The 25,112-nt window shown below is 35.6% G+C and carries 12 protein-coding genes and 1 tRNA gene; 7 read left to right on the top strand and 6 right to left on the bottom strand.

Annotated elements, in window-relative coordinates; translation table 11 throughout:
- Positions 1-63: 63 nt before the first annotated feature.
- On the bottom strand, positions 64-3,183 hold the full coding sequence (locus tag BUB89_RS06025) for a beta-galactosidase, LacZ type (protein ID WP_073242928.1): 3,120 nt from the start codon (positions 3,181-3,183) through the stop codon (positions 64-66).
- Between the two features lie 396 nt (positions 3,184-3,579).
- Positions 3,580-3,659, bottom strand: a tRNA-Leu gene (locus BUB89_RS06020).
- Between the two features lie 288 nt (positions 3,660-3,947).
- On the opposite strand from BUB89_RS06020, the gene BUB89_RS06015 reads away from it, so the two are divergent.
- The 3 genes from BUB89_RS06015 (at position 3,948) to pth (ending at position 6,425) form a co-directional block, all read left to right on the top strand.
- Positions 3,948-4,889 carry a ribose-phosphate pyrophosphokinase gene (locus BUB89_RS06015; protein ID WP_073242926.1) on the top strand — a complete coding sequence of 314 codons (942 nt, stop codon included), beginning with the start codon at positions 3,948-3,950 and terminating at the stop codon, positions 4,887-4,889.
- A 101-nt stretch (positions 4,890-4,990) separates the two neighbouring features.
- Positions 4,991-5,602: a 50S ribosomal protein L25/general stress protein Ctc gene (locus BUB89_RS06010; protein ID WP_073242924.1), complete on the top strand. Its 612-nt coding sequence runs from the start codon at positions 4,991-4,993 to the stop codon at positions 5,600-5,602.
- A 196-nt stretch (positions 5,603-5,798) separates the two neighbouring features.
- Complete coding sequence (gene pth, locus BUB89_RS06005; RefSeq protein ID WP_073242922.1) at positions 5,799-6,425, top strand: aminoacyl-tRNA hydrolase; 627 nt, start codon at positions 5,799-5,801, stop codon at positions 6,423-6,425.
- Positions 6,426-6,479: 54 nt separating this feature from the next.
- Here pth and BUB89_RS06000 read toward each other — a convergent pair whose 3' ends face one another.
- Positions 6,480-9,146 (bottom strand): reprolysin-like metallopeptidase, encoded by a 2,667-nt coding sequence (locus tag BUB89_RS06000; RefSeq protein ID WP_073242920.1) that lies wholly within the window; start codon positions 9,144-9,146, stop codon positions 6,480-6,482.
- Positions 9,147-9,352: 206 nt separating this feature from the next.
- On the opposite strand from BUB89_RS06000, the gene BUB89_RS05995 reads away from it, so the two are divergent.
- The 4 genes from BUB89_RS05995 (at position 9,353) to bioB (ending at position 12,504) form a co-directional block, all read left to right on the top strand.
- The gene (locus BUB89_RS05995) at positions 9,353-10,282 is read left to right on the top strand and encodes a bifunctional riboflavin kinase/FAD synthetase (protein WP_073242918.1); all 930 of its coding nucleotides are present in this window, start codon (positions 9,353-9,355) and stop codon (positions 10,280-10,282) included.
- Between the two features lie 115 nt (positions 10,283-10,397).
- Positions 10,398-10,835, top strand: coding sequence for a hypothetical protein (locus BUB89_RS05990; protein ID WP_073242916.1), 438 nt, complete (start codon positions 10,398-10,400; stop codon positions 10,833-10,835).
- 61 nt (positions 10,836-10,896) lie between these two features.
- Positions 10,897-11,334, top strand: coding sequence for a hypothetical protein (locus tag BUB89_RS05985; protein ID WP_073242914.1), 438 nt, complete (start codon positions 10,897-10,899; stop codon positions 11,332-11,334).
- A gap of 84 nt (positions 11,335-11,418) precedes the next feature.
- Entirely contained in the window at positions 11,419-12,504 is a 1,086-nt protein-coding gene (bioB, locus tag BUB89_RS05980; protein WP_073242912.1) for a biotin synthase BioB, read from the top strand.
- Between the two features lie 72 nt (positions 12,505-12,576).
- Here the strand turns inward: bioB and BUB89_RS05975 are convergent, their stop codons facing one another.
- From BUB89_RS05975 to BUB89_RS17795, 3 genes are all read right to left on the bottom strand, one after another.
- Complete coding sequence (locus BUB89_RS05975) at positions 12,577-15,702, bottom strand: glycine-rich domain-containing protein (protein ID WP_083552538.1); 3,126 nt, start codon at positions 15,700-15,702, stop codon at positions 12,577-12,579.
- A gap of 323 nt (positions 15,703-16,025) precedes the next feature.
- The gene (locus BUB89_RS05970) at positions 16,026-20,627 is read right to left on the bottom strand and encodes a fibronectin type III domain-containing protein (RefSeq protein WP_073242910.1); all 4,602 of its coding nucleotides are present in this window, start codon (positions 20,625-20,627) and stop codon (positions 16,026-16,028) included.
- Positions 20,628-21,100: 473 nt separating this feature from the next.
- Positions 21,101-25,051, bottom strand: a complete 3,951-nt coding sequence (locus tag BUB89_RS17795) for a T9SS sorting signal type C domain-containing protein (protein ID WP_159434568.1) — start codon at positions 25,049-25,051, stop codon at positions 21,101-21,103.
- Between the last annotated feature and the right edge of the window lie 61 nt (positions 25,052-25,112).

The raw sequence follows: 25,112 nt of genomic DNA, 5'->3' as shown, positions 1-25,112 counted from the left end.
TAGAAAAACCTATGAATAAATATCATAGGTTCTCTAAATAAACACACAAAAAAAACCACTAAATTAATTAACTAATGAAATTATATACGAATAAGTATATTTTTTATCCAATAATCGATACGCATTATGCGGCAAACTTCCCCAACTATCATCACCTCCAACACCTCTTTGTTTATAATCTAAATGCAGATAAACCGCTTCTTTAGAATCTAAATCCAAATCAGAAGGATGGCGTTGCGATTTAGATTTACCGGGATCCAAATCTTCTGTTGGAATATTTAATGCACTAAAACCAATAGGCTGCTGCCCTTCAATTTTCAATCCTTGCCCCTTATCATTTTTCAAAGTCACCCATCGAACATCGGTTTTATAGCCCGACTCCTGCGGACGAATATAATTTCTGGTATATTGATTAATTACTTTATCTGAATAAGTTCCCATAAACGAAGCCGTGTTTCTGTCAGAATAATTCTCCCAAGGTCCTCTTCCGTAGAAATTCAAATTATCATAAGTTCCGTTTAGTTTTAAACGCATTCCAAAACGAGGCAACTCAGGCAATTCTTTCCCCGCCATATCAATAGACGCAGTAATTTTTACCGAACCATCATTCTGAATCAAATAATCTACCGTGTAAGGAACGCCAACTTTCTCTAATTGATAAGCCACTTTTACAAGCAAACCTTCTGAAGATTTTTTATCTAAATTGACACTTACCACAGTTGGATTTTTATGAGCTTCTCTCCAAACAACCAATTTGTTTTGCATTTTACTTCCAAAATCGTTATCCGTTGGTGCACGCCAGAAATAAGGCGTTGGGAAATTTGAAATTATAGTATTAGTATCATTTTTCAATGCATACTTTACAATTTCTCCTTTTTGCAAATCAAATTCTCCGGTAACTGCTGCAGTTTCAAAAGAAAGCACTTTGTTTTTTTCAGAATACTTCAACTTAGCAGGACTTTTTGAAGCCATGGCATTATTTTTAAAATAATTGCCTTTACCTATTGCAAATTGTTCTCTGGCAAATTCATGTCCTTTAGCAACTAAAGGAGCTTCGTATTTTGATAAAGCAAATACATTCACATAACATTCTGAATAATCTTCAATCGAACCTAAGTCTAAAGCTACTTTTTTAGTTTCTTCAGGATTTACATCCAAATTAAATTCTCCCGACTTTACTTTTTCGCCATTTTTAATCAATTCCCATTTAAAAATATAATTAGAAAGATTGGTGAAATTAAAATGATTCGTTACTGCTAAATTAGCTTTATCATCCAACTGAAATTGAATGTTTTGATACACTTTTTTAACTTCAAACAAGCCTGGATGCGGAATTCTATTGGCACTCACTAAACCATTAGCACAAAAATTTTCGTCATTTTGCAATTTTTCTCCACCTAAATCTCCTCCGTAAGCCCAAAAAGTAATTCCTTTTTCATTCTTAGTTTTCAATCCCTGATCAACCCAATCCCAAATAAAACCACCTTGCATGTGCTTACTGCTGCTAATAATATCCCAATATTCCTGAAAATTCCCGCTACTATTTCCCATAGCGTGCGAATACTCACACATAATGTATGGACGTTTTTTATCGGCTGCTGCATATTCTTTCATGCTCTTAATACTAGGATACATAGGAGCTACAATGTCAGTATTTCTATTTTCTCCCGCCTGTTCAAACTGAACCGGACGAGTAGAATCTACTTGTTTTAACCAATCGTAAGCATCATAAAAAACAGTCCCGTTTCCACATTCATTCCCTAACGACCAAACAATAATTGACGGATGATTTTTATCTACTGCAAACATTCTTTTAATTCTGTCCAAATGAGCTGGCGCCCACTCCGGCAAATAAGCAGGATGTTTTGACTGGTCAAACCCACCTTGCCACTCTGCTCCCATTCCATGCGTTTCTATATTGGCCTCATCAACTACATAAAAACCATATTCGTCACATAAATCATAAAATTGAGGATCATGTGGATAATGACACATTCTGATAGCATTAATATTGTATTCCTTCATTAACTGCAGGTCTTTCACCATTAATTCAGCATCAGGAACATGCCCTTTAGTATCACTGTGTTCATGAATATTGACTCCTTTTACTAAAACGGCTTTGCCATTAACTAATAATTGAGCATCTTTAATTTCTACTTTTCTAAAACCTGTTTTTTTAGAAATAATCTCCAGTACTTTCCCTTTATTATCGAGTAAAGTAATGGTATATTGGTACAAATTAGGTGTTTCAGCATTCCATTGCTTTACATTTTCTATGGTTTTCTGAAAGCTGATTTTTGGCTCTTTAGTGTTTACTTTTTTACTTTCTGAAAAAACAACTTTACCTTCATCATCAAACAAATCCACTTTTACAGCTGGATTTTTTATTTTATTATTTTCGAAAGATTTAAAGGTTACATCCAGATTAAAAATTCCATTTTTGTATTGATTGTCCAATTCACTTTTCACAAAATAATCCCAAACCGTAGTTTTAGGCATAGCCTGTAAATAAACATCACGCTCGATGCCGCTTAATCTCCAGAAATCCTGATCTTCTAAATAGCTTCCATCATGCCAGCGAAATACCTGAACAGCAATTAAATTCTCTCCTTTTTTCAGGAAAGAAGTAATATTAAATTCGGCTGGAGTTTTAGAAGCCTTAGTCATTCCTACTTCTTTTCCATTCAAAAAAACTCGGGCATAACCTGTAATGGAAGCAAAATGAAGTATAATTTCTTTGTCATCCCAAGAATCCGAAACAGTAAAATTACGTCTATAACTTGCCACAGGATTATAATCGCCACCTATAAAAGGAGGATTTTTAGGAAATGGGTACGTAATATTAGTATATATAGGAATATCATAACCTTCAATCTCCCAGTTTGAAGGCACTTGAATATTTTTCCAGTTGCTCTCATCTAAGTTAGCTGCAAAAAAATCCATTGGTCGCTGCGAAGGATTTTTAACAATATTAAATTTCCAGTTTCCATTTAAACTTTGATACAATTCTGATTTTTGAGGATTGTTCGTTTTCAACTCCGCTTCATTACTAAATAATAAAAAGGAACTTCTTCCGGATTCTTTTACTCTATCTAAAACTTGAGGATTTTCCCATTCATTAGTCTGAGCAAAATTAATTTGCAAACTTAAAAACAGAGCAAGCGACAGTACAACATTTTTCATTTAATTCTCTTTATATTACTTGGGTTTTAAAATTTAAAATTTTAGAAGTCTTATTCAAAATTCATTTTATATACACTATTGAAAAAAAATACTCAAAAAAAATACTTTAACTCAAAATATAAAGCCAAATAATCAACAAATATCTAAACTACAAATTTAAACATCACTACAAAAGAGATGAGGGGTATTAAGATAAAATAACGGGGGCAAATTGGCATTAATGACTAAAAATGGGCTTTTAGAACAGAAATAACCCAAAAAATCAATTCTGGAAATAAATATTGTTTTGTTTTTCTATTCCAAATAAAACGCCCGGACGAAGACTGTTTACGGATCTACTATTTGCCCAAAAAAAAGATAAAACAAAAAAAGCCCCTTCTTTCGAAGAGGCTTTTGTACCCGGAGCCGGAGTCGAACCGGCACGGTTTCCCACAGGTGTTTGAGACCAGCGCGTCTACCAATTCCGCCATCCGGGCTTAGCAGACAGAGACAAAAACAATTGTCTCAACGCAATAAAGAAAATCTAATCCTAAGACTAAAAGTCTTTCCTTTAACACGGTGCAAATGTAAAAAATATTATGAAAGATTCTAAGAAAAAATCTGAAAATTTTACTTTCACAGTCAAATTAATTTTCTAAATTTGCAGCTCGTTAAAAACAGCATATACTAACTAACTCCACCCGAGGCATTTATACATGTTTAGCTTTAGAAAAAAGACAAAGCCGAATTATATAGAGCGCAGCGGAATAAAAACAACAAATTAAATGTCACAAAAAGAACCGGAAGCTAAAATTTTTGCTTGTTCACAAAGTGTCTATCTAGCTGAAAAAATTTCGAAAGAATACGGTATTCCATTAGGTAAAGTGTCAATGTCACACTATAGTGACGGGGAATTTCAGCCTTCTTACGAAGAATCCATAAGAGGTTTACGCGTTTTTATTGTTTGCTCTACTTTTCCAAATACGGATAATTTGATGGAGTTATTATTAATGATTGATGCTGCAAAACGCGCTTCAGCCAGACACATTACTGCAGTTATGCCTTACTTTGGCTGGGCAAGACAAGACAGAAAAGACAAACCCCGAGTTCCGATTGGAGCAAAACTAATTGCTAAAATGCTGGAAGCTGCAGGAGCAACAAGAATCATGACCATGGATTTACATGCAGATCAAATTCAGGGATTCTTTGAAAAACCGGTAGATCATCTTTTTGCTTCCACTATATTTTTACCATACGTAGAAAGCCTTAAGTTAGAAAATTTAACCATTGCTTCTCCTGATATGGGAGGTTCTAAAAGAGCGTATGCTTATTCTAAATTCTTAGAGTCGGATGTGGTTATTTGTTACAAACAAAGGAAAGAAGCAAATGTTATCGACACCATGGAATTAATTGGTGAAGTAAAAGGCAGAAATGTAATTCTGGTTGATGACATGATTGACACAGGAGGAACATTGGCGAAAGCCGCTGACCTAATGATAGAAAGAGGTGCATTAAGCGTTAGAGCTATATGTACACACGCTATTTTATCTGGCAAAGCTTATGAAAGAATAGAAGAATCAAAACTAAGCGAATTAATTGTTACGGATTCTATCCCATTAAAGAAAGAATCAAAGAAAATTAGAGTCGTGAGTTGTGCACCACTTTTTGCCGAAGTAATGCAAATGGTACAACACAACAATTCCATTAGTGGGAAGTTTATCATGTAGTCATTGCGAGGAACGAAGCAATCTCACTACAAAATAAACAGTCTAAGTCCAGTACTTGGAACTAAAAAAGAGTTTAATTAATAACTATATAAATATTTAAAATGAAATCGATTACAATTAAAGGATCAGAAAGAGAAAGCGTGGGCAAAGTTGCTACTAAAGCCTTACGTAATGCTGGAGCGGTTCCTTGCGTGTTATACGGAGGAGATCAACCAGTTCATTTTTCAGCAGAAGAAAAAGCATTCAAAAGCTTGGTTTACACTCCAAACGCACACACAGTTGTGATTGAATTAGCTAACGGAAAATCATTCAATGCTATTTTACAAGACATTCAGGTTCACCCGGTTTCTGAAAGAATCTTACACATTGACTTTTTTCAATTGTATGATGACAAAGAAATCACTATTGAAGTTCCTGTAAAAATCACTGGTAACTCTAAAGGAGTTATGGCTGGTGGAGATTTACGTATCAACAACCGTAAATTAAAAGTTAAAGCTTTACCTAAAAATCTTCCTGATTTTGTTGAAGCTGATATCACTCCGCTTGACATGGGTAACAAGTTATATGTAACTAAAGTACCTACTCCTGATTTTAAAATCATGCACCCGGACAACACAGTTATTTGTCAGGTGAAGATGTCTCGTGCGGCTATGAAAGCAGCTCAGGAAGCAGCAAAAGCAGCAAAAGCACCTGCAAAAGGAAAGAAAAAATAATCTTTTTTCAATCATACTTAAAAGCATCAATCGAAAGATTGGTGCTTTTTTTTTGAAACAATATCAATGACAAAAAACCAATTACAATTGCAATGTACAAAACAGAAGCGATCAACATCATGCTCAATAGATTATTCAAATTAACATTGACATTGTAATTGACATTGTAATTAAAATTTATACTTATTTTTGCAGCATGTTAAAATGGATCAATCAGCTATTTTTACCCAAAAAAACAGCAGACAAAACAGATACTATGAAGAAATTTCTAATTGTAGGGCTAGGCAATATTGGTGCCGAATATGTAAACACACGTCACAATATCGGTTTTAAAGTATTGGATTATTTAGCCCGAAAAGAAGGACTTGATTTCCAAACTGTAAAGCTGGGTTCACTAGCCGAATACAAATTCAAAGGAAGGACTTTTCTACTCTTAAAACCCAACACTTACATGAATCTAAGTGGAAAAGCGGTACAATACTGGATGGAAAAAGAAAACATCCCTCTAGAAAACATCTTTGTCATCACCGACGATCTAAACTTATCTTTTGGCACCATCCGCGTCAAACCTAAAGGCAGCGATGGTGGTCATAACGGCTTAAAAAACATCAATCTGGTTTTAAACACCAATCAATATACCCGTTTTCGTTTTGGCATTAGTGACGAATTTAAAAAAGGCCGACAAGTAGACTATGTTTTAGGAGAATGGAATGCAGCCGAAAATGAAGCTCTCCCGGAGCGACTGGAAACAGCTTCTGAAATTATTAAATCTTTTGGAACCGCCGGATTAGAAAACACCATGACTACTTTTAACGGAAAATAAAAAAGCAGGAAAACACAATTTGTTTTCCTGCTTTTTTATTACAAACACTTTTAATTACTTAATTATAATTTTAGCTGTTTTCTTTACACCGCCATCAATCATGTGTACAAAATAAACTCCCGCCTGAGGCTTCCATAACAATTGAATATCCTGACTAAAGTCGCCGTTATTGGGGTATTTAGTATCAAACAATCTTTTTCCGGTACTATCAAAAACTAAAATCTGGATTTCACTAGCAGCAGAAGTACTAATATATTTCACATTAAAATTACCATCATTATTCTTTGAACTTACTATTAAATCCTTATTTATTTCTTCGAATGGAATTAAGGTATATTTTTGGGTGCAAATAGCAATCGATGCCGAATTAATCGTTCCGGTATCACTAGTAAAAATATCCCTATAACGAAGCGTCCAGTTCCCTGTTGCATTTTCGCCTATAAAATCCCCCAAAACACCCAAAGGAGCTACGGTTTGCAAAGTCGCATTTCCACAAACCAAATCAGATCCTGCATCATCATAACGCAATAACAATTGCCCGTTAGTACTGCTGCAGCCATTATAAAACAATTTAACCACCGTTCCTTGCGGACTCAGTAATTCCATCTGTACATCCGAAAAATAACTGTGAGAAACATCTATATCCACCGTTACACCGGTTACAAAAGAATCTGTAGCAGGGACTGTTATCACTTTAGTAGCAAAGCTTCCGGATTCAGGAATGGCAAAAGGAGCACCCTGAATATTGAAAGTCTGACAATCCGATTCAGTGGTATATCCAATTGTGAATGTTTTACTGTTAACAGCATAATAAATATTCTCTGTGGGTTCTATCAAAATTCTGCAAAATTGCGAAGAAACATTCGGCACGGTAATAGTCTCCGAACCATCATTAACTACAGCGGAAGCAAGAGTAACAGGAAAAGTAACTCCATTATCTGTTGAAAGTTTAATATTTACTTTGGACGAACCCGGCAAAGCATTTGTTCCATTCACATTCCATTCAATTATTTTTTGTGTATTCTGAAACCAACTTAAATCCTCTGTGTTTTGAGACGTAATTTCAAAAGGTCCTGTTGCCGCATTTACATTCACCACCATTTCATCCGAAAGCGTCTGAGCCAAACCTTCTGCGGCATTATCTCTGGCTGTTAAAACAAAATGAAGGGTTCTGGAAACCGCAGCAACCGATTCCCATCTGGAGGTCAATCTTCCGGCCAAAACATTTTCAAGACTGGGCATGTAGCGTACTGGAGCACTTACAGGGGGAAAAGAGCGAAAAAGCGGCCCGTTAGTTTTTGTACTTAAAGCCACACTCGAATCTCCATCGGCAGATGTAGCCGAATCATTTTGCTCCCAAACATACGTCACAGCAGCCGAAGAACCTCCCGTTCCTTTTAAAACAAAAGCCGTTTCTTTTGGAATAGTATAATCCGCTCCTGCATTTACTGTTGGCGTATTACCACTAATAGCAGTGATTACAGGACATGTTTTAGTAGCTAAATTAGTTTGAATTTGACTGATGCTTGCAAACGAAAAATAAGCATCCGAACGTTGTTCTACATCATAATCAGTAGTAATTCCGGCATATCCCATAATGGTAGAACCACTTCCCGGCTCCACACTTACTCCGGTATTTTCTATCTCGTAAGAAAAAACATGATTAGCTCCTAACTGATGTCCCATTTCATGAGCTACAAAATCAATATCAAAACTATCTCCTTCCGGTCTTGCATTAGACGGAGAAGTATAAGCACTTCCTTTAGCAGCTTCGCAAACACAGCCAATACAGCCTGCATTTCCACCACCACCAGTTGCACCAAACAAATGCCCTATGTCATAATTAGCACTCCCAATAACGGAGTTTAAATTATTTTGTAATTCAGAACTCCAGACTCCGGCAGTATCCTCATTACCTACTCCTGCCTCCGCTGCTGAGTAAGGATCAGTAGCAGCATTCGTATATATTAGCTGATTATTGGTCGCTATAAGAAGCAATTTGACAGCCAGATCTCTTGCAAAAACAGCATTTACTCTTGTCATAGTTGCATTCATAGCAGCTAATGCTCCGTTTATGGTGCCTCCATGATAAACAGCGTATTCTCCGGTACAAGACAAGGCTAAGCGTAAAGTTCTAAATTTTTTATCACTGGAAACCAACTTAGCATTTTGAGCATTCTTTTTAGTTACACCAGACTCTTCAGCAGTGGTACAACTAAAAGGAAGTCTTTCCTTAAGTTTGCTTTCCGAATCAAAAACGACATATACCGCTTTATTTGCTGTATCTTTTTCTATAAACTCCACCTGATTCCCTTTTCTGGTAATCATGGTTTGAATCCCTGATGGCGACATACTAAAGTTTAAAACAGCCGATGCATCTGTAATTCCAGTACCGGAATAAGAACGAATATCAGGATATTTTGCCTGAAGTTCCGGTTCAAAATTAGAATCTTCGTGAATAGTAAATTTTTCTAAATCACCATTCGAATTCGGAATTGTAATCTCCATCGAAGTATCCGGAAGCTTGGTATCCTGTACGCTTTTAAGCTTCGTTTTTAAAGTTTCTTCGTCTAATCGAAATAAAACAGCAGATTTTGAATCTGATTTTCCACCCAATTTTTCTGTAGCCGACGGACTAATTCTTGTCCATGTTTTTTTTTCCTGGGCATGAGTCACTGAAAACCACAATAAAAAAAAGAGGAGCAGACTATTTATTTTCATGATTAGCTTAAATTTAAGTTTCAAAAATAAAGTATTTAAACTAAAATATTCAACTTCCTGTCTTAATTAAACAGCCAAAACAAACGCAATACTTAAATTAAATTTGGTTTTTTGTTACAAAGAGCATAAATCCTCAAAAATAGAATAAGCAGAGTATCAAATTTAAATTAGATAGTATAAATTTGCACTATTATAAAATATTTACTTTGAAGATTTTTCATTCTATAAAAGATTTCAGTTCTCCCAAAAAAACTATCCTTACTTTAGGCACCTTTGACGGAGTACATATTGGGCATAAAAAAATACTGGAAAAAGTAATTCAGAATACTCAGGATGAAAAGTATGAGAGCCTTGTTCTTACTTTTTTTCCACACCCCCGAATGATTTTACAGGAACGTTCAGAAATAAAACTTCTGAATACTATGTCTGAAAAAATACTGCTTTTAGAACAATTAGGAATTCAAAATCTTGTCATTCACCCTTTTGATGAAATTTTCTCCAGATTAACTGCAGAAGATTTTGTACGAACTGTGCTTGTAGAACAATTTAAAATTCATAAAATAATCATTGGTTACGATCATCGTTTTGGAAGAAACAGAACTGCCGATATCAACAATCTTATTGAATTTGGAGAAAAATACGGCTTTGAAGTAGAACAAATATCGGCTCAGGAAATCAATGCTATCTCGGTAAGTTCTACAAAAATCAGAAATGCTATTCAGGAAGGCGAAATGCTTTTAGCCAATAAATACCTGGGATACCAGTATTTTTTAACAGGAACCGTTATTAAAGGTAAACAGCTGGGAAGAACAATTGGTTTCCCCACCGCTAATCTGAAAATTGAAGAAGATTACAAACTTATTCCGTCCAAAGGAGTGTATGTTGTATCGAGTGAGATCAACAATCAAACCGTATTTGGCATGATGAATATTGGTCATAACCCAACTGTTGGCGAGGAACAATTATCTGTTGAAATTCATTATTTAAATTTTGCAGGCGATTTATATGACCAAAAAATTACCGTTGCCATATACCAACGGATACGGAGTGAAGAAAAATTTGATTCGCTGTTATTATTAAAAGAACAGATTGAAAAAGACAAAATTCAGACACTTTCTTACATCGAAAACCTTTAAGCATTAAGTAAAAAAACCTTTCTGTTTTTAAATAATTCCTACTTTTTTTGCGTAAATTTGATAGACAATCCACAATTACTATCAAATAATTTTTTTAACTTAAAAATTAAAACGTATGAAAATAGCTAAAGAATTATACAATGGAGTAATTATTTTTATTGGTATTGCTCTTTATTTTGCATTAATAGAAGTACTCCAACTGACTGACGTATTTTACTTAAGATTATTCAATATTTTGTTTGTCTTTTACGGCGTCAACAAAACCTTACAATCTAATTATAAGGAGGGAAAAAATAATTTTGGTAAAAATGCTGTTTCCGCATTCATTACCGGATTTATTGGTGTGTTTTTAAGCCTTATGGGGCTAACTGCTTATATTTATTCTAAAGGAGGTGATGAATTTATTGAAAGTTTATCTTACACTTTACTGTATCCGGGAGAAGCTACTGTAATGACTTATGTTTTTTCCCTACTGATTGAAGCAATAGTTTCAGTAATGATTGTTAGCTTTTCATTATTGCTATTCTGGAAAAGAAAATACCCATCTGATTAGAAATCGAAATACTTACATTTAGGTTTCCGGTTCTTTTATTTTCAATTTTAATTCGAATAAAATGAAACTGCATCAAGAAATCATCAACGGATTTATTATTTTCATTGCTGTAAGTATTTACTTTTTGTTAATGGAACTATTAGGCTTAGCTCATCTTTTTTACCTGAGGTTTTTAAACATCCTATTTGTTTTTTATGGCGTTAACAGAACCATTAAACAAAATCTGGAAAAAGGAAATAAGCAATTTGTTTCTAATGCCGTTTCTGCCATGTTTACTTCTGTAATTGGCGTAGTTTTAAGTATTATTGCTTTAGTAATTTATAGTTATCTGCAAGGCGGAGACGCATTTGCACAATCGCTGTCGGAAACATTCCTGTTTGGCGGAAATCCTTCCATAGATGCCTATTCGATTTCTTTATTATTTGAAGGAGTCGCTTCCTCAGTAATTGTAACGCTATTGCTAATGTTGTATTGGAACAATCGATTTTCAGCTGACTAATGTACTGCTCATCCCTTTTTAAAGCTATTGCATTGCTATTTTGAACAATTTGACTACTTTTGACGCATCAAAAAATACAATACAATGAGTATTACAAAACACGATTGGACAAAAGAAGAAATTATTGCTATATATAATAAACCGATGATGGATTTGCTTTTCGAAGCAGCTTCAATTCATAGAGAACACCATGACCCAAATGTGGTTCAGGTATCGACATTATTATCAATTAAAACAGGAGGATGTCCGGAAGATTGTGGTTATTGTCCTCAGGCAGCACGTTATAACACAGGCGTTGAAGGAAATGATTTAATGAGCGTGAGTCAGGTTAAAGCTCAGGCTTTGCGTGCTAAATCTACAGGTTCTTCCCGTGTATGTATGGGAGCAGCCTGGAGAAATGTAAAAGACGGACCTGAATTTGACCAGGTTTTAGAAATGGTTCGTACCATTAATAAACTGGATATGGAAGTTTGTTGTACTTTAGGTATGATTACCGAAAATCAGGCACAACGATTAGCTGAAGCAGGTTTATATGCTTACAATCATAATCTGGATACTTCTGAAGAATATTATAAAGATGTTATTTCTACCCGAGGTTTTGAAGACCGTTTAGAAACGATAGAAAATGTTCGTAAAACGAATGTGACTGTTTGTAGCGGAGGAATTATTGGGATGGGGGAAAGTATCGAAGACAGAGCAGGAATGTTAGTAGCTCTTTCTACTTTAAACCCTCAACCGGAATCAGTGCCGATTAATGCACTTGTTGCTGTTGAAGGAACACCAATGGAAGAAGAAAAACCAGTTGAAATATGGGAAATGATTCGAATGGTAGCCACTACCCGAATTGTCATGCCGGAAACTCAGGTTCGCCTTTCAGCTGGAAGAACAAATATGAGCCGTGAAGGACAAGCAATGTGCTTTTTTGCAGGTGCCAATTCGATCTTTGCAGGTGATAAACTTTTAACAACACCAAATCCGGATGTAAACGAAGACATGAAAATGTTTGAAATATTAGGTTTGAATCCGCAAAAACCTTTTACTAAGGTTTCACAACCGCAAACAGTAGAAGCTGCCGATTCTCAATTTGTTCCGTTAGGTGAAAAACCAAAATGGTCTCGTCCCGGACACACTATTGAACGTAATGTTGAAGCATCTATTAAAGGTAAATAAATATCTTTTCTGAAATACAAAAAAATCCATTAGTCAGACGCTAATGGATTTTTTTTATACTTATAAAATGCGTTAATAGATTATTTTCTTCACTGCTTTTTTACCATTTTCTAATACTACTGTGACAATCAAAATTTGATGAGTACCTGATACATTACGAATAGTTACAGTTTCTAAATTAACTTCCGTATCTGAATACACTAATCTTCCCGAAAAATCATAAATGTAAATGGTTTTGATGATTTCATCTGTAGTAGCAATAGTGATGGTTTTGTTCTTATTCGAGATAACAACTCCTTCAACAGCACTATCACTAACCGTTTCAACCAAAGCGTTTTTATCTTCATACCGCAATACAAACCGATCATTGAAAATTCCTTTTTCGGTAGTAAAAGAGTAAGGATTTTTCAAATCATGTAGCACTTGCAAAACTTTATCTTCTAAGAAAACTTTTTGCGAAGCCAAAACTCCATCAGCATGATCAATACTGATTTTAAAATCACCTGCAATAGTTGATTTATAACCTAAAACTACACTGTCTTTCTGTTGAAAAGGTAGTGCACGGCCCTGAATAGCTAAATTTAGTGCCTGATTAACACTATAAAAGTCCAGATATTGATTTCCGTCATAACTTATTCCATCAAATTTCCCCTCATAATCATTTGTCGCTCCGCTAATGTAACCCACTAATGTTTGCTTAAAAGCACCTTCCGCATTAGACAAATTCAACCACACCCGATTTTTCTCTATTTCATTAGTAGTTTTTGATGTAGTTTCTAATTTAAAAAACTGAGAATTATCTCTTACCTCATCATACTCTTCTCCATCATCCATTACTTCACCATCTAAAAGACGCATGCTGTTATTAAAAACAATTTCACCTCCCATTTCACTTGCCGGTGCAAAAAAGGCTTGAGCAGCCGCAATATTTCCATTTGGTGTTGCATTATTAAAATTATCATCCGGATCATTAGGATCATCATCATTAATGGCCGTACTAATCCCTCCTGTAAGATTATAAGTCGCATAATCATTAGCAGTATAATTATAAATAGCATCTCCGTCAACGTTGATACTTGGCGGCGAATTATGAGTCCAGAAATAAAGCGTTCCTTCTAATTTACTATCATTTTCAGACAAAAAAGCATCGGCACTAATAGCCGAAGGATAGGGATTTCCTATCAGATAAACCAGTCCAGCGGTTAAATTCTTTTTGACTTCACCGTTATTAGGCTTGCCTGTGAACTTTGGTGTTTCATCAATAGTAGGATCAGTTATACTGAAACTTTGAGGTGCTCTTATGATATAACCTTCTCCGGGGTACATCTCCTGATTTCCGTTATAATGAATTTGCCAACCTGAAACGGGATTAAAACTATAGTATTTATCTCCTAAAGTAAGTGGTGATACATCCTTCAAAAACTCCTCTTCAACCGGTGATGACCAATAAGTAAAATCATATCTTTTTACGGGTTTTGTATGTCTTTTATAGGTAATCTCACCTGAGTTTTCAGCAGCATCGTTTAGCTGAACTAAACTGGTATTATTTTCAAAAGTTAACGACCCAGCCGGATTAACTATTACTTCATTTCTTAGTTTCAAATAGCGCCCTGTTTTAAAAGTAACATGAGCTCCTGAATTCACTTCGCAGGAACAGGCTTCGATATTCACATTTTCATCTAAATTTTCCGGATCTTCATTATAGCTTTCTGCAAAAATCACTTTATTTTCTATCGTGGGAATTCCGTCCCAGGTTCCGTTCCATGTTCTTACAGGCGGTGGATTATCAATAGTTACAGAAGTTATATCAGAGACTGTTTGAGAACTACAAATACCATTGGAAACAACAAAATTATAATTTCCGGAATCAAGACCTGTGATTGTTTGAGGATTTGAAGTTATGGGATAACTGGTATTTGCAACTCCTGTTTGATGAATAGTCCCTCCAATTACTAAATTGTCTAAGACAACAGTTCCTTTGGGCTCCGCACAAGTAGGGTGAGTTATTGTTCCAGTTGTTGGTTTTACAGCTCTGTCAAAAGTAATTGATGCATTCACACTACTCACACAATCTACTGATTTAAGTTCTGTGATAGTAATTGTACTTGAACCGGCAACAGGCAAACCGACAACATTAATAGTACCAGTCCCTGCTGTCTCAACTACCATATTAGCTGTAAGTCCGGTTGCTGCCGGAGCACTTCTATTATAAGTTACTGTATAAGTTCCTATAGGTAAATTACCAATCAAATGAATAGCAGATGTCTGAACACAAGCAGCATCGGCAGTAAGATTCGAGATACTATAAACAGGACAAGTATAAGTGACTTTTATTTGACCGTCTCCACCTTTTCCTCCATTGCTAACATCAGAACTACTACCTCCAAGAATTCCATTTAACAATCCATTAACCAATCCTCCACCAGTTGCACCACCACCACCTCCTCCAGGGAAACCACCTGGAGAACCTGGAACATTTGGAGAAGCAACCAAACTTAATAACAATTGTTTCTCACTACCATTCCCTCCTGCAGCTCCACCAGCTACAGCCATTCCTCCTGTAAGACCAGATGCGTTATTACCATTAAGAGCGGTTCCGGCACTTCCTCCACCCCCACCACTTCTGTTAACTCCTATTTGTAAATTTAATGGATTAAGATTAATTGCAACTAAATAAGCCGAACTACCATTTCCTCCATTTTTAAAACCACCTAAGCCACCTGTACCCCCTACACCTGCCCGAACTAACAAAGTACCTCCACCTCCGCCTTGCCCTCCATTAGCTGCAATAGTAGAAAAAGTAGTTTGTCCTCCAGCCAAACCATTAAGTGTAGCACTCCCATAACTTCCACCAGCTCCTCCTTGACCAATAATGTAAGAAATTTTAGCATTAGTTGGAATTGCAGTGACAGAAACATTCCCTTGGTTATAAGCACCGCCCCCACCACCACCTCCAGCCGATCCAAGACTAAGAAGTGTTAACAATTCATTAGAACCACCACCTCCACCGCCTGCACCCCATGTTTGTACAGATAAACTTGTAACTCCGGCAGGAATTTCTAATTCACCTGATGTAGTTAAGGTTTTTGTAGTTTGACTATAGGTCGAAATGGAAATTGAAAAGCAAATTACCAATAAAAAACAGCAGGTTTTAATTGTGTTTATTGGTTTAATAGAAGTAAAGTAATTTTTATTCATAGCCCCATATTTAAAAAATTATATAGCCGCCCGATACCAAATATATCAGGTGAACACAATTTTTTAGGGGGTCTAAAAATCTGAGATAAAATTATTAAAAAAATCGTTTAAATGAAGTTTTTTACTGTTAAAATACATTTTTTAACAATTAAACAAAGTGAAAAACTACATTTGAAAACTATTCAATTCATAAAGAACTAATTCACAAGCCACAATTTCATAAATTACGAAGAAAAAGTATTTGAAAACTTAGAAAATAGCAGTCATAAAAAATCCCGACTACTTACGCAATCGGGATACCTTTAAAAAAAATAAATTCTACACTAATAAACTATTTTTGTTGAAGTTGTTTTACCGTTTTCAAGAACCAGAGTTACTAAAAGAACTTGTTTACTGGACAGTAAATTTTGTATCATAAAATCATTGGCAGATACATCCTCTTTTTGATAAATTATTTTTCCTGCAATATCATAAATAATGATTTTTGAAATCAAATCTTCTGATGAACTTACCGTAATTTGGTCTTGTTTTACAGAAACCGTTACTGAGCTATCAATAACTGGTGTCTCAACTACCGGGGTTTCAACTACTGGTTCAACAGCATTTTTGTCAACATAACGCAATACAAACCGATTATTGAAAATTCCTTTTTCAGTATTAAAAGTATAAGCTCCCTGTTTAAGATCATGAAGTACTTTTAAATCTTTATCTTCTAAAAAGATATTCTGTGTTGCCAAAGCGCCATCAGTACGATCGATGCTAATTTTAAATTCCCCTTTGATAGTCGATTTATATCCTAAAACAACACTGTCTTGTTTAACAAAAGGTAACGCACGTCCCTGAATAGATAAATTCACGGCATTATTGACACTGTAAAAATCAACAAATTGATTTCCATCATAACTCATGCCGTCATAACCAGCATCATAACCATTAGTCGCTCCCGTAATATAACCTAACAAAGTTTGTTTGAAAGCCCCTTCTGAATTAGTTAAATTCAACCAAACACGATTTTTTTCTGTCGCAGTAGTCGTTGTCACTGTTTTAGAAGTACTATTAATTTTCAAAAAATTTGAATTATCATAATTAGGTTGTCCTTCTGTATATCTCATAGCATTATTAAATACTATTGTTCCTCCAGCAGCACTTGCCGGAGCAAAAAATCCTTGCCCTGCCGCTATTTTACCTGTAGCAACATTTACACCTCCTGTTTTATTATAAGTAATATAATCATTAGTGGTATAATTATAAATAGCATCGCCGGCAATATCTTTACTTGGTGATGTATTATGAGTCCAGAAATAAAGTGTTCCTTCTAATGAAGTTGAATTTGCAGCTATAAATTTATCGGCATCTATTGCTGATGGATAAGGATTCCCTAAAAGATGTGTTTGATTAGCTGCTATTGAAAATGATACTAATCCATTATTTGGCACCCCAACAAAAACCGGATTAGTATCAATTGCAGGCACAGTAATACTAAATGTTTGTGGAGCTCTAATAATATAACCTTTACCTGCTTCCATCGTAAGTGCTCCGTTATATTCAATTTTCCAACCACTAGTTGGATTATAGCTATAATATTTATCTCCTAAAGTACCAGGGGATAAAGCTTTCATTGTTTGTCCTGCAACAGGTGAAGCCCAATAGGTAAAATCATAACGTTTAACGGGAGCAGTATGGCGTTTATAATTGATATTTCCTGAATTTACAGCAGCATCATTAATTTGAACTAAGCTGGCATTATTCTCAAAAATTAATGTAGCGTTTGGTTGAACCTCCACTCCATTTTCAATTTTTAAAGTACGTCCAGATTTTATGGTAACTACGGCCGATCCTGTAACCTGACAAGAACAGCCTAACAAATCAACATCATTAGCGTTTGTATAATCTGTACCAAACACTAATCTTTGATTGATCGTAGGAGTTCCATCACTCCATCCACTTGAAGACCAAGTATTGGTTTCAGGTTCAAGAATAACAACAGTAACTGTTGCTGAAGTACAACTTCCATTAGTAACAGCAAAATAATAAGTACCCGGATGAAGCCCTGTTATTGTTTGTGACCCTCCGCCTAAAATCTCAATTGAATCATTACGTTCCCCTGTTTGAACAATAGTACCTGAACTAGGTAAATTATTTAAAATTACACTTCCTGTTGGTACTTTACAACTAGGGTTGGTTGGCGTTTCAGCTGTTGGAGTAGGAAGAGATGTTACTATGATTGTACCTGTCGCATTTATACCTGAACAACCACCAGTTAATGGAATACTATAATTAAAAGTACCAGAAGCAGTCGGTGTTCCACTAATCGTAATCGTATTCGAAGACCATGATGCATATACTCCAGCTGGTAAATCAGTAGCCATTCCAATGCCTGTAGCTCCTGTAGTAGTATGTGTAACATCAATCATTGTTTCGCCAATACATAAATTAGGACTTGATGAAGCCGTACCTACAACACTGCCTGGTGTAACTGTTAAATCTCTAGATGTTGACGTTCCACAACCACCATTATAAGTAGTAAAAACAACTTTAACAGTCCCCACACTAACACCAGTAACAACTCCAGATTGAGTAATACTTGCACTTCCTGTTTGATTAAAAACTGACCAAGTACCTGTAGAAGGCCAAGTATTTTCATCTTTTATAAATGTAGCAGTACTACCCACACATATTGAATTCGCACCACCTGTTATAGTTCCAGGATTCGAAGACCAATTACCTATTTCTGTAAAAGTAACTACATTTGAATTACTTCCAACTCCACAACTTGTATTTGCTCTTATCCTAAAATAATAAACACCGCCACGAGCGAGCCCTGTTATAGTGTAAGCATTGGTTTTCCCTACATACAAATCTTGATACCCACTAACATAGTTCGTAAAACCATTATCAATTGCTACATCTAAATAATATCCATCGGCTTCATTTCCACTAGTATCATAAACTCCATTCCATTGTGCTACCCAATCATTACAACTAGCATATCCAGCATTAGCTGTGGGTGACGAAATAGCCATAGTAGTAAAATTACTCACAGCAGAATTTCCACTCAAACCACAAGTTTCCATACGTCGAACTCTGAAATAATACATAGTATTTGGTAATAACCCAGACAAAATAAGACTATTTACATTTCCTACATCCAGATTATTATAGGCAGAAAGCATAGTTCCAGCAGAAAATGTATTGCTAGTTGCAACATCAATAAAGAATTTTGTAGCTGAACCATCCCATCTTATTGTAGAAGTACACCAATTAACATTATCTGACCTTACATTTGTTGGGGTAGCTATAGACAAAGTCGTAAAACTCCCAACAGAAGAATAACCACTAAATCCACAACTTCCAGAAGCTCTAACTCTAAAATAATAAGTAGTATTTGGTAATAATCCAGTTAAATTCACACTACCAACATTACCTAAGTTTGCATTATCATAAGATGGAACAATAGTCCCTGAATCAAAAGTACTTGTTGTAGCCACATCTATATAAAAATTTGTAGCTGAACCATCCCATCTCGCAATGTAACCATTACAACTTTCATTATCTCCTCTGATATTAGTTGGAGTAGAAGATGATGTTACTTGTAAATTAAAACCAACATAAATATTTGACGTACAACTTGGTGTCACACCAGTTGTTGTTACTCCAGTAATTTGTAAATACTGATTGTTATTAACAATCGTTAAAATAGCACTTGTAAAACTTGCTATTCCCGAAGCATTAGCAACAACTCCTGTAATTGGTGCTTGTGTACTTCCATTAATAGTATAACTAATTGTAGAAGTACTATTTGGCAACATACCCGTTAAATTTACGGTAGCTCCAGAACCAGCACAAACTGGTGAAGCCTGTGAAGCTCCTGATAATGTTGGCAAAGCATTTACCGTTACAGTTACATCCAATCTTGATGCACTCTCACAACCATTTAAAGTTTGAGACGCATAATAATGTGTTCCATTTGTTAAAACTGTATTTGTTGCAAGAGCAGCACCTCCACTTGAAGCTGCATACCATTTTATTCCTGTTCCTGTAGCAGTTAAATTGGCTACGGTTGGATTATTACTTGCGCAAAAAGATTGAGACGCTGTTCCTGTTGGAGCAGCAGTAGTACTGGTTATTGTAATCGTAACAGATGAAGTATATTGAGAATAAAAAGTTTGTCCATTAATTACAGAAACTGTTCTTCTTCTATAACTTGTAGTGGCATTTAAAACAGGCGGTAAATAATTTTCTGATATTGCTGAAGTAATTGTAACATAACTACCTGTTGAATCAGTAGCTTGCCATTGATAGGTAATTGTTCCTGAACCAGTAGCAGCTGTTGCTGATGTTAGAGTATTTGGAGCAGTACCACCACAAATATTTTGTGCAACTCCTATTACCCCTGCAGTTACAACATTAATACCTCCAGCACTCTCAACTTGATCAAATGAATACAAAGCACCTCCTCCTGTACAAACAGCATAGTTAGTTGTTCCCACATGTATTTCTGTATTATTACTACAAACTCCATTATCCGAAGTATCTAAACTTTTTGAGCCATTTTGAAGATATAAAGCTACATTTTGAGGTAATGTAATAATAGATTTTTTATTGAAAAAAATGCTTCCAGATGGAGAGGAAACAACTATTAATAAAGAATTAATACTAATATTGCTGTCAGCAGGAATTTCAATCACTCCCGAAACAGTTATACTATTAGCTGCAACAGACAAAACATCAAGAACCACTATTTTTCCAGATGGAATTATAACATCATCAGTCCCATTGGGAACCCCACTTGGAGACCAATTACTTGCAGTACTCCAATTACCATTATTAGCACCTGTATAAGTTTTTGTCGCTGCAAAAACCACAACATGAAAGAAAAAAAGAAAAAAAATTAAAAATCTATTTAAAGTAAAGTTTGGAATCATATAAAATATTTATTTGGGGCGGGCAAGCTTATAAAACTTTAACATTCAATTCATAAAAATGAATTACAGCGCAAGATTAAATGTTATTTCTTTTTCAAAAAACTAAAAACGTTTATGTACTTGTTTAGTCGTTAAAGTGCATTTTTTAAGCTAAACCTTTATCTCATAAGGATTCAGCAATTAAAAAGCTTCAAAATTTGCTCACTTTTTTATGTACGTTTTTATTTAAAAAATAGTTTTAGGAAACGAAATAAAATTTGGAATAAAAAAAGAAGATTTAACCGCTGATTAGCAGATTAAATTTTAAGGTTTTTGAAAAAAATTCGATGTTTTTCTTAAAATTCATACCTCGAAGGATTCCGAAAATTCGTGTATTCGAAACTAAAAAAACAACAAAACCTGGTAACTTATCTGTAAAAAAAATCCCGATTACTTTCGCAATCGGGAGAATAACCTTAAAAAATTAAATTATTTCAATAAATAATTTTTCTTACAAAAGTTTGTCCATTATCTAAAACTACATTGACTAATAATACCTGATGCGCGAAGTTCAAATTTTGTATAACAAAATGATTAGTGGCGAGAGCTTCTTTTTGATAAACGAGCTTTCCGGAAACATCATATAAACTAATTGTAGAAATAAGTCCTTCCGAAGAACTAAGCTTTATTTCCTTGTTAAGCACTGAAACAAAATTAAAATCCTCTGCTATTGGCTCTTTTGCCATTATTTTTCCAGCCTCATTTTTAGTTTCATAACGCAATACAAAACGATTATTGAAAGTTCCTTTTTCGGTTGTAAACGAATACGGTTCTTTTTTTAAATCATATTGCAAATCCAACTCTTTATCTTCAAGAAATACTTGCTGAAAATCCAATAGCCCATCGGTATGATCAAGACTGATTTGGAACTCGCCTTTAATAGCTGATTTATAACCTAAAGCCACTGTATCCTGTTTTTCAAAAGGCAAAGCCCGCCCCTGAATAGTTAAATGCAGCTGTTGATTTACACTATAAAAATCAACATATTGATTCCCATCATAAGTCACGCCATCATACCCAGCATCATAATTATTTGTTGCTCCAGTCAGATATCCAATTAAAGTTTGTTTAAAAGCTCCCTGATTATTAGTCAAATTTAACCAGATACGGCTTTTATCTGCTGTTACAGTTGTTGTAACAGCTTTTGATGCAGTATTCATTTTAAAAAACTGCGAATTATTTATTCCTGATGCACCGCCAGAAACCCGCATCCCATTATTGAAAACTAAATTTCCTCCCGCAGTGCTTGCAGGTGCAAAAAATCCCTGACCAGATGCAATTTTCCCCGTAGGAACAATTCCTCCCGGATAAGCCGGGTCAGCAGTAGAAATGCGAGTTCCTACTCCTCCTGTTCTGTTATAAGTTGCATAATCATCCGAAGTATAATTATAAATAGCATCACCGGCAACAGCACTATTTGGAGGAGAATTATGTGTCCAGAAATATAGTGTTCCTTCTAATACCGCAGCATTTGTATCTAAAAAAGTATCCGCATTAATAGCCGATGCATAAGGATTCCCCAGAAGATAGGTTTTACTTGCAGTTATTGGCAAACTCACTATTCCATTATTTGGAACACCTGAAAACACCGGATTGGTATCAATTGTAGCGGATGTTATGCTGAAGGTTTGCGGCGCTCTGATAAGATACCCATTACCGGGCTGCATAATAGCAGCACCATTATAATAAATCACCCAGGCACCTGCAATGGAATTATACCCATAATATTTATCTCCTAAAGTATTAGGCGACAAGTTTTTCAATGTTTGACCGGCAACCGGTGACGACCAATAGGTAAAATCATATCTTCTTACCGGAGCAGTATAGCGTTTATAATTAATATTTCCTGAATTGATAGCCGCATCATTAATCTGAACCAGACTGGCATTATTTTCAAAAGTCAGAGAACCACTAACAACTGTTACAGCATTAGTCACCTTTAAAGTATGTGCTGAATTAATAACCACATTAGCGCCGTTTGTAACCTCACAAGAGCAGGCATCAATGTCAGCTGTTGAAGTATAATTTTGCTGAAAAACAATTCCTCTGGAAGCATCCGGAGTTCCGTTGAGCCAGGTGGTTCCGTCCCATGTGGAAGTATCGCTGATTATCACACAAGTAGTAGTTGGAGAAATACAACCCGCTACATTTTTTATAATCACATTATAATTTCCCGTAGCCAAGCCCGATTTCACATTACTGGCTTGAAAACTGAATCCATTATCAAAGCTATAAGTATCTGATGCACTTTGTATGGTTACTGTAATAGTTCCTGTATTGCTTATACATGTGGGTTGTACAATGGTGGTTAGCGGAGTTGTCAATAATGGTAAAAAAGTAATTTTTCTGGTTCTGGTTGCACTTGTCACATTACAATCAGCCCCCGAAGACTTGAAAGTAATATAAACACGGTATTCGGCTGATTCAGTTGGTGTTCCAGCCGTTATTGTTAAGGTAGGAGTTACTGCTCCTGAGTAAGCTCCTCCATCGCTAATTTCATCCCAATCTCCTGAAATCACTGATTTTTTCCAACGATAAGAAACTACATTGGCGGGATTTGAAGTCGTAACGGTATAAGAATAGTTTGTTCCAAAACACTGAGTAACATTAGTGCCTCCGGTAATATTAGTAATTTCATTCACTGTGAGTGTTGCCACAGTTGAGGTTACACTACAATTACCATTAGATACTATTACTTTAAATTGGGTTCCATTAGGATATTGTGCACTGCTCACATTTCCTATTCTTATTTCGCCTGCAGCAGGATAAGTCGTATTGGTTTCACTGCCGGTAAGCGTTACAAATCCGGCATCTGCGGGTCTTTTATATTGCCAGACATACGTTAATCCTATACCGGAAGCCACCACTTTAAAATTAACAAAGCTGCCTTCACAATCTAATTGGTTAACGGGTTGAGTAGTAATAACAGGAACAGGATTTACGGTGATGGTTCCTGTAGCATTTAGATTCCCGCAACCTCCGGTTAATGGAATACTATAATTAAATGTTCCTGATTGTGTAGGTGTTCCGCTTATGGTAATTGTACCGAAAGACCACAATGCGGATACTCCTGTAGGCAATCCTGTAGCTGAACCTATTCCTGTTGCCCCTGCTGTAGTATGTGTAATACTCGTCATAGCTGTATTTATACAAGGTGCAGGAGATAGTGAAGCTGCTGTTACACTATTCAGGCTCATAGAAAACGCTCCTGAAACAGCAGTTGTAAAAGGAGTTCCGCAAGAACTATTTATTACACAATAGTAGTAGTTTGTACCACTAGTAGTACTTGAAGGGGTATAAATATTTGAAACTGCTCCCGTAATGGGAGTTCCTCCAGAATTAACAGCACTGGTATTAGTATACCACTGATAAGTCAAAGCTGTCCCAAAAGCAGATACAGAAATGGGACCAAAACTCCCGCCGCATAACGTTTGTCCTGCGGTCGACTGTCTATAAGTAGATGCGGAAACATACACAGGAACCGGCGCCGAATATTGATCACCACTACAAGCAGATGACGTATATTTTACCCTATACCATCTTGTCGCAGTCAGAGACGCAGGAGTATAAGTATCTAAAGTTTCTCCTGAAATAGACGTAAAAGTTCCTCCAGCTGTCATACTATACTGCCATTGATAGGTGGGAGAAGGCGCATTAGTTGTAAAAGTCATACTACTTATGGCACCACCAGAACAAACCGTTTGACTTTGAGGTGTGATTATGGCAGTATAAGAGTTCCCACTGGATCCACAGCCTAACGAGGTTCCGGAACAATTAGAAGCACACTCATTTCCGGAACCATAAATATCTGATGAACCTTGTGTTGACATAGATCCGGTTGTATAAAACTGGCCTGTAGCTCCTGAAATATCAATATTTCCATTATTTGTACTATAATTACCAAATACTTGTAATAATCCGTTAACAGTTACACTACCACTGCTGTTACTATTTACTATATTTCCATAAACAATTAATGACCCTCCAAATTCGATATTAATAGTTACTTTATTCCCTATTAAAAAATTATCCGAAACAGAACCAACAGTACCTAGTATCAAAGTAGCACCGGATTTTACAGTCAATGTAAAATTGGATGCTCCGCCTTCTATACTGGTAATTCCTCCTATAGTGGTAGTTCCTGAAGCTACAGTCAAACTTCCTACAGCACTAATTGTTGAAAAATTATAATTTGTTCCTCCCGGTTGATCAGTTACATCATGATTAAAAGTATAATTTCCTGTTGTAATTGTTAAATCCTGATCAAGTGTGAGCGGATGATTAACAGCAACATCAGTAGTATTAACCGGCACAACCGCAGGTGTCCATGTGGTAGCTGTTGACCAAATATAAGCTGTTCCTGATGTAACAGCTTGTCCCATCATTTTTGTAGAAAAAACAAATAAAAACAGCACTACAAAAAATATTTTCTTAGTTAAAAACGCC

This window comes from Flavobacterium flevense, from assembly GCF_900142775.1.
In the GTDB taxonomy this organism is placed as follows: Bacteria; Bacteroidota; Bacteroidia; order Flavobacteriales; family Flavobacteriaceae; genus Flavobacterium; species Flavobacterium flevense.
The sequence above is the reverse complement of the archived record's forward strand: the minus strand, read 5'-3'. Positions and strand labels throughout refer to the sequence as shown.

Bases quoted from the DNA above. Each gene is read 5' to 3' on its own strand.
- bioB (WP_073242912.1), top strand. From the start codon at position 11,419: ATGAGTATTACAAAACACGATTGGACAAAAGAAGAAATTATTGCTATA.
- BUB89_RS06010 (WP_073242924.1), top strand. From the start codon at position 4,991: ATGAAATCGATTACAATTAAAGGATCAGAAAGAGAAAGCGTGGGCAAA.
- BUB89_RS06025 (WP_073242928.1), bottom strand. From the start codon at position 3,183: ATGAAAAATGTTGTACTGTCGCTTGCTCTGTTTTTAAGTTTGCAAATT.
- BUB89_RS06015 (WP_073242926.1), top strand. From the start codon at position 3,948: ATGTCACAAAAAGAACCGGAAGCTAAAATTTTTGCTTGTTCACAAAGT.
- pth (WP_073242922.1), top strand. From the start codon at position 5,799: ATGTTAAAATGGATCAATCAGCTATTTTTACCCAAAAAAACAGCAGAC.
- BUB89_RS06000 (WP_073242920.1), bottom strand. From the start codon at position 9,146: ATGAAAATAAATAGTCTGCTCCTCTTTTTTTTATTGTGGTTTTCAGTG.
- BUB89_RS05970 (WP_073242910.1), bottom strand. From the start codon at position 20,627: ATGATTCCAAACTTTACTTTAAATAGATTTTTAATTTTTTTTCTTTTT.
- BUB89_RS05975 (WP_083552538.1), bottom strand. From the start codon at position 15,702: ATGAATAAAAATTACTTTACTTCTATTAAACCAATAAACACAATTAAA.
- BUB89_RS05985 (WP_073242914.1), top strand. From the start codon at position 10,897: ATGAAACTGCATCAAGAAATCATCAACGGATTTATTATTTTCATTGCT.
- BUB89_RS17795 (WP_159434568.1), bottom strand. From the start codon at position 25,051: ATGATGGGACAAGCTGTTACATCAGGAACAGCTTATATTTGGTCAACA.
- BUB89_RS05990 (WP_073242916.1), top strand. From the start codon at position 10,398: ATGAAAATAGCTAAAGAATTATACAATGGAGTAATTATTTTTATTGGT.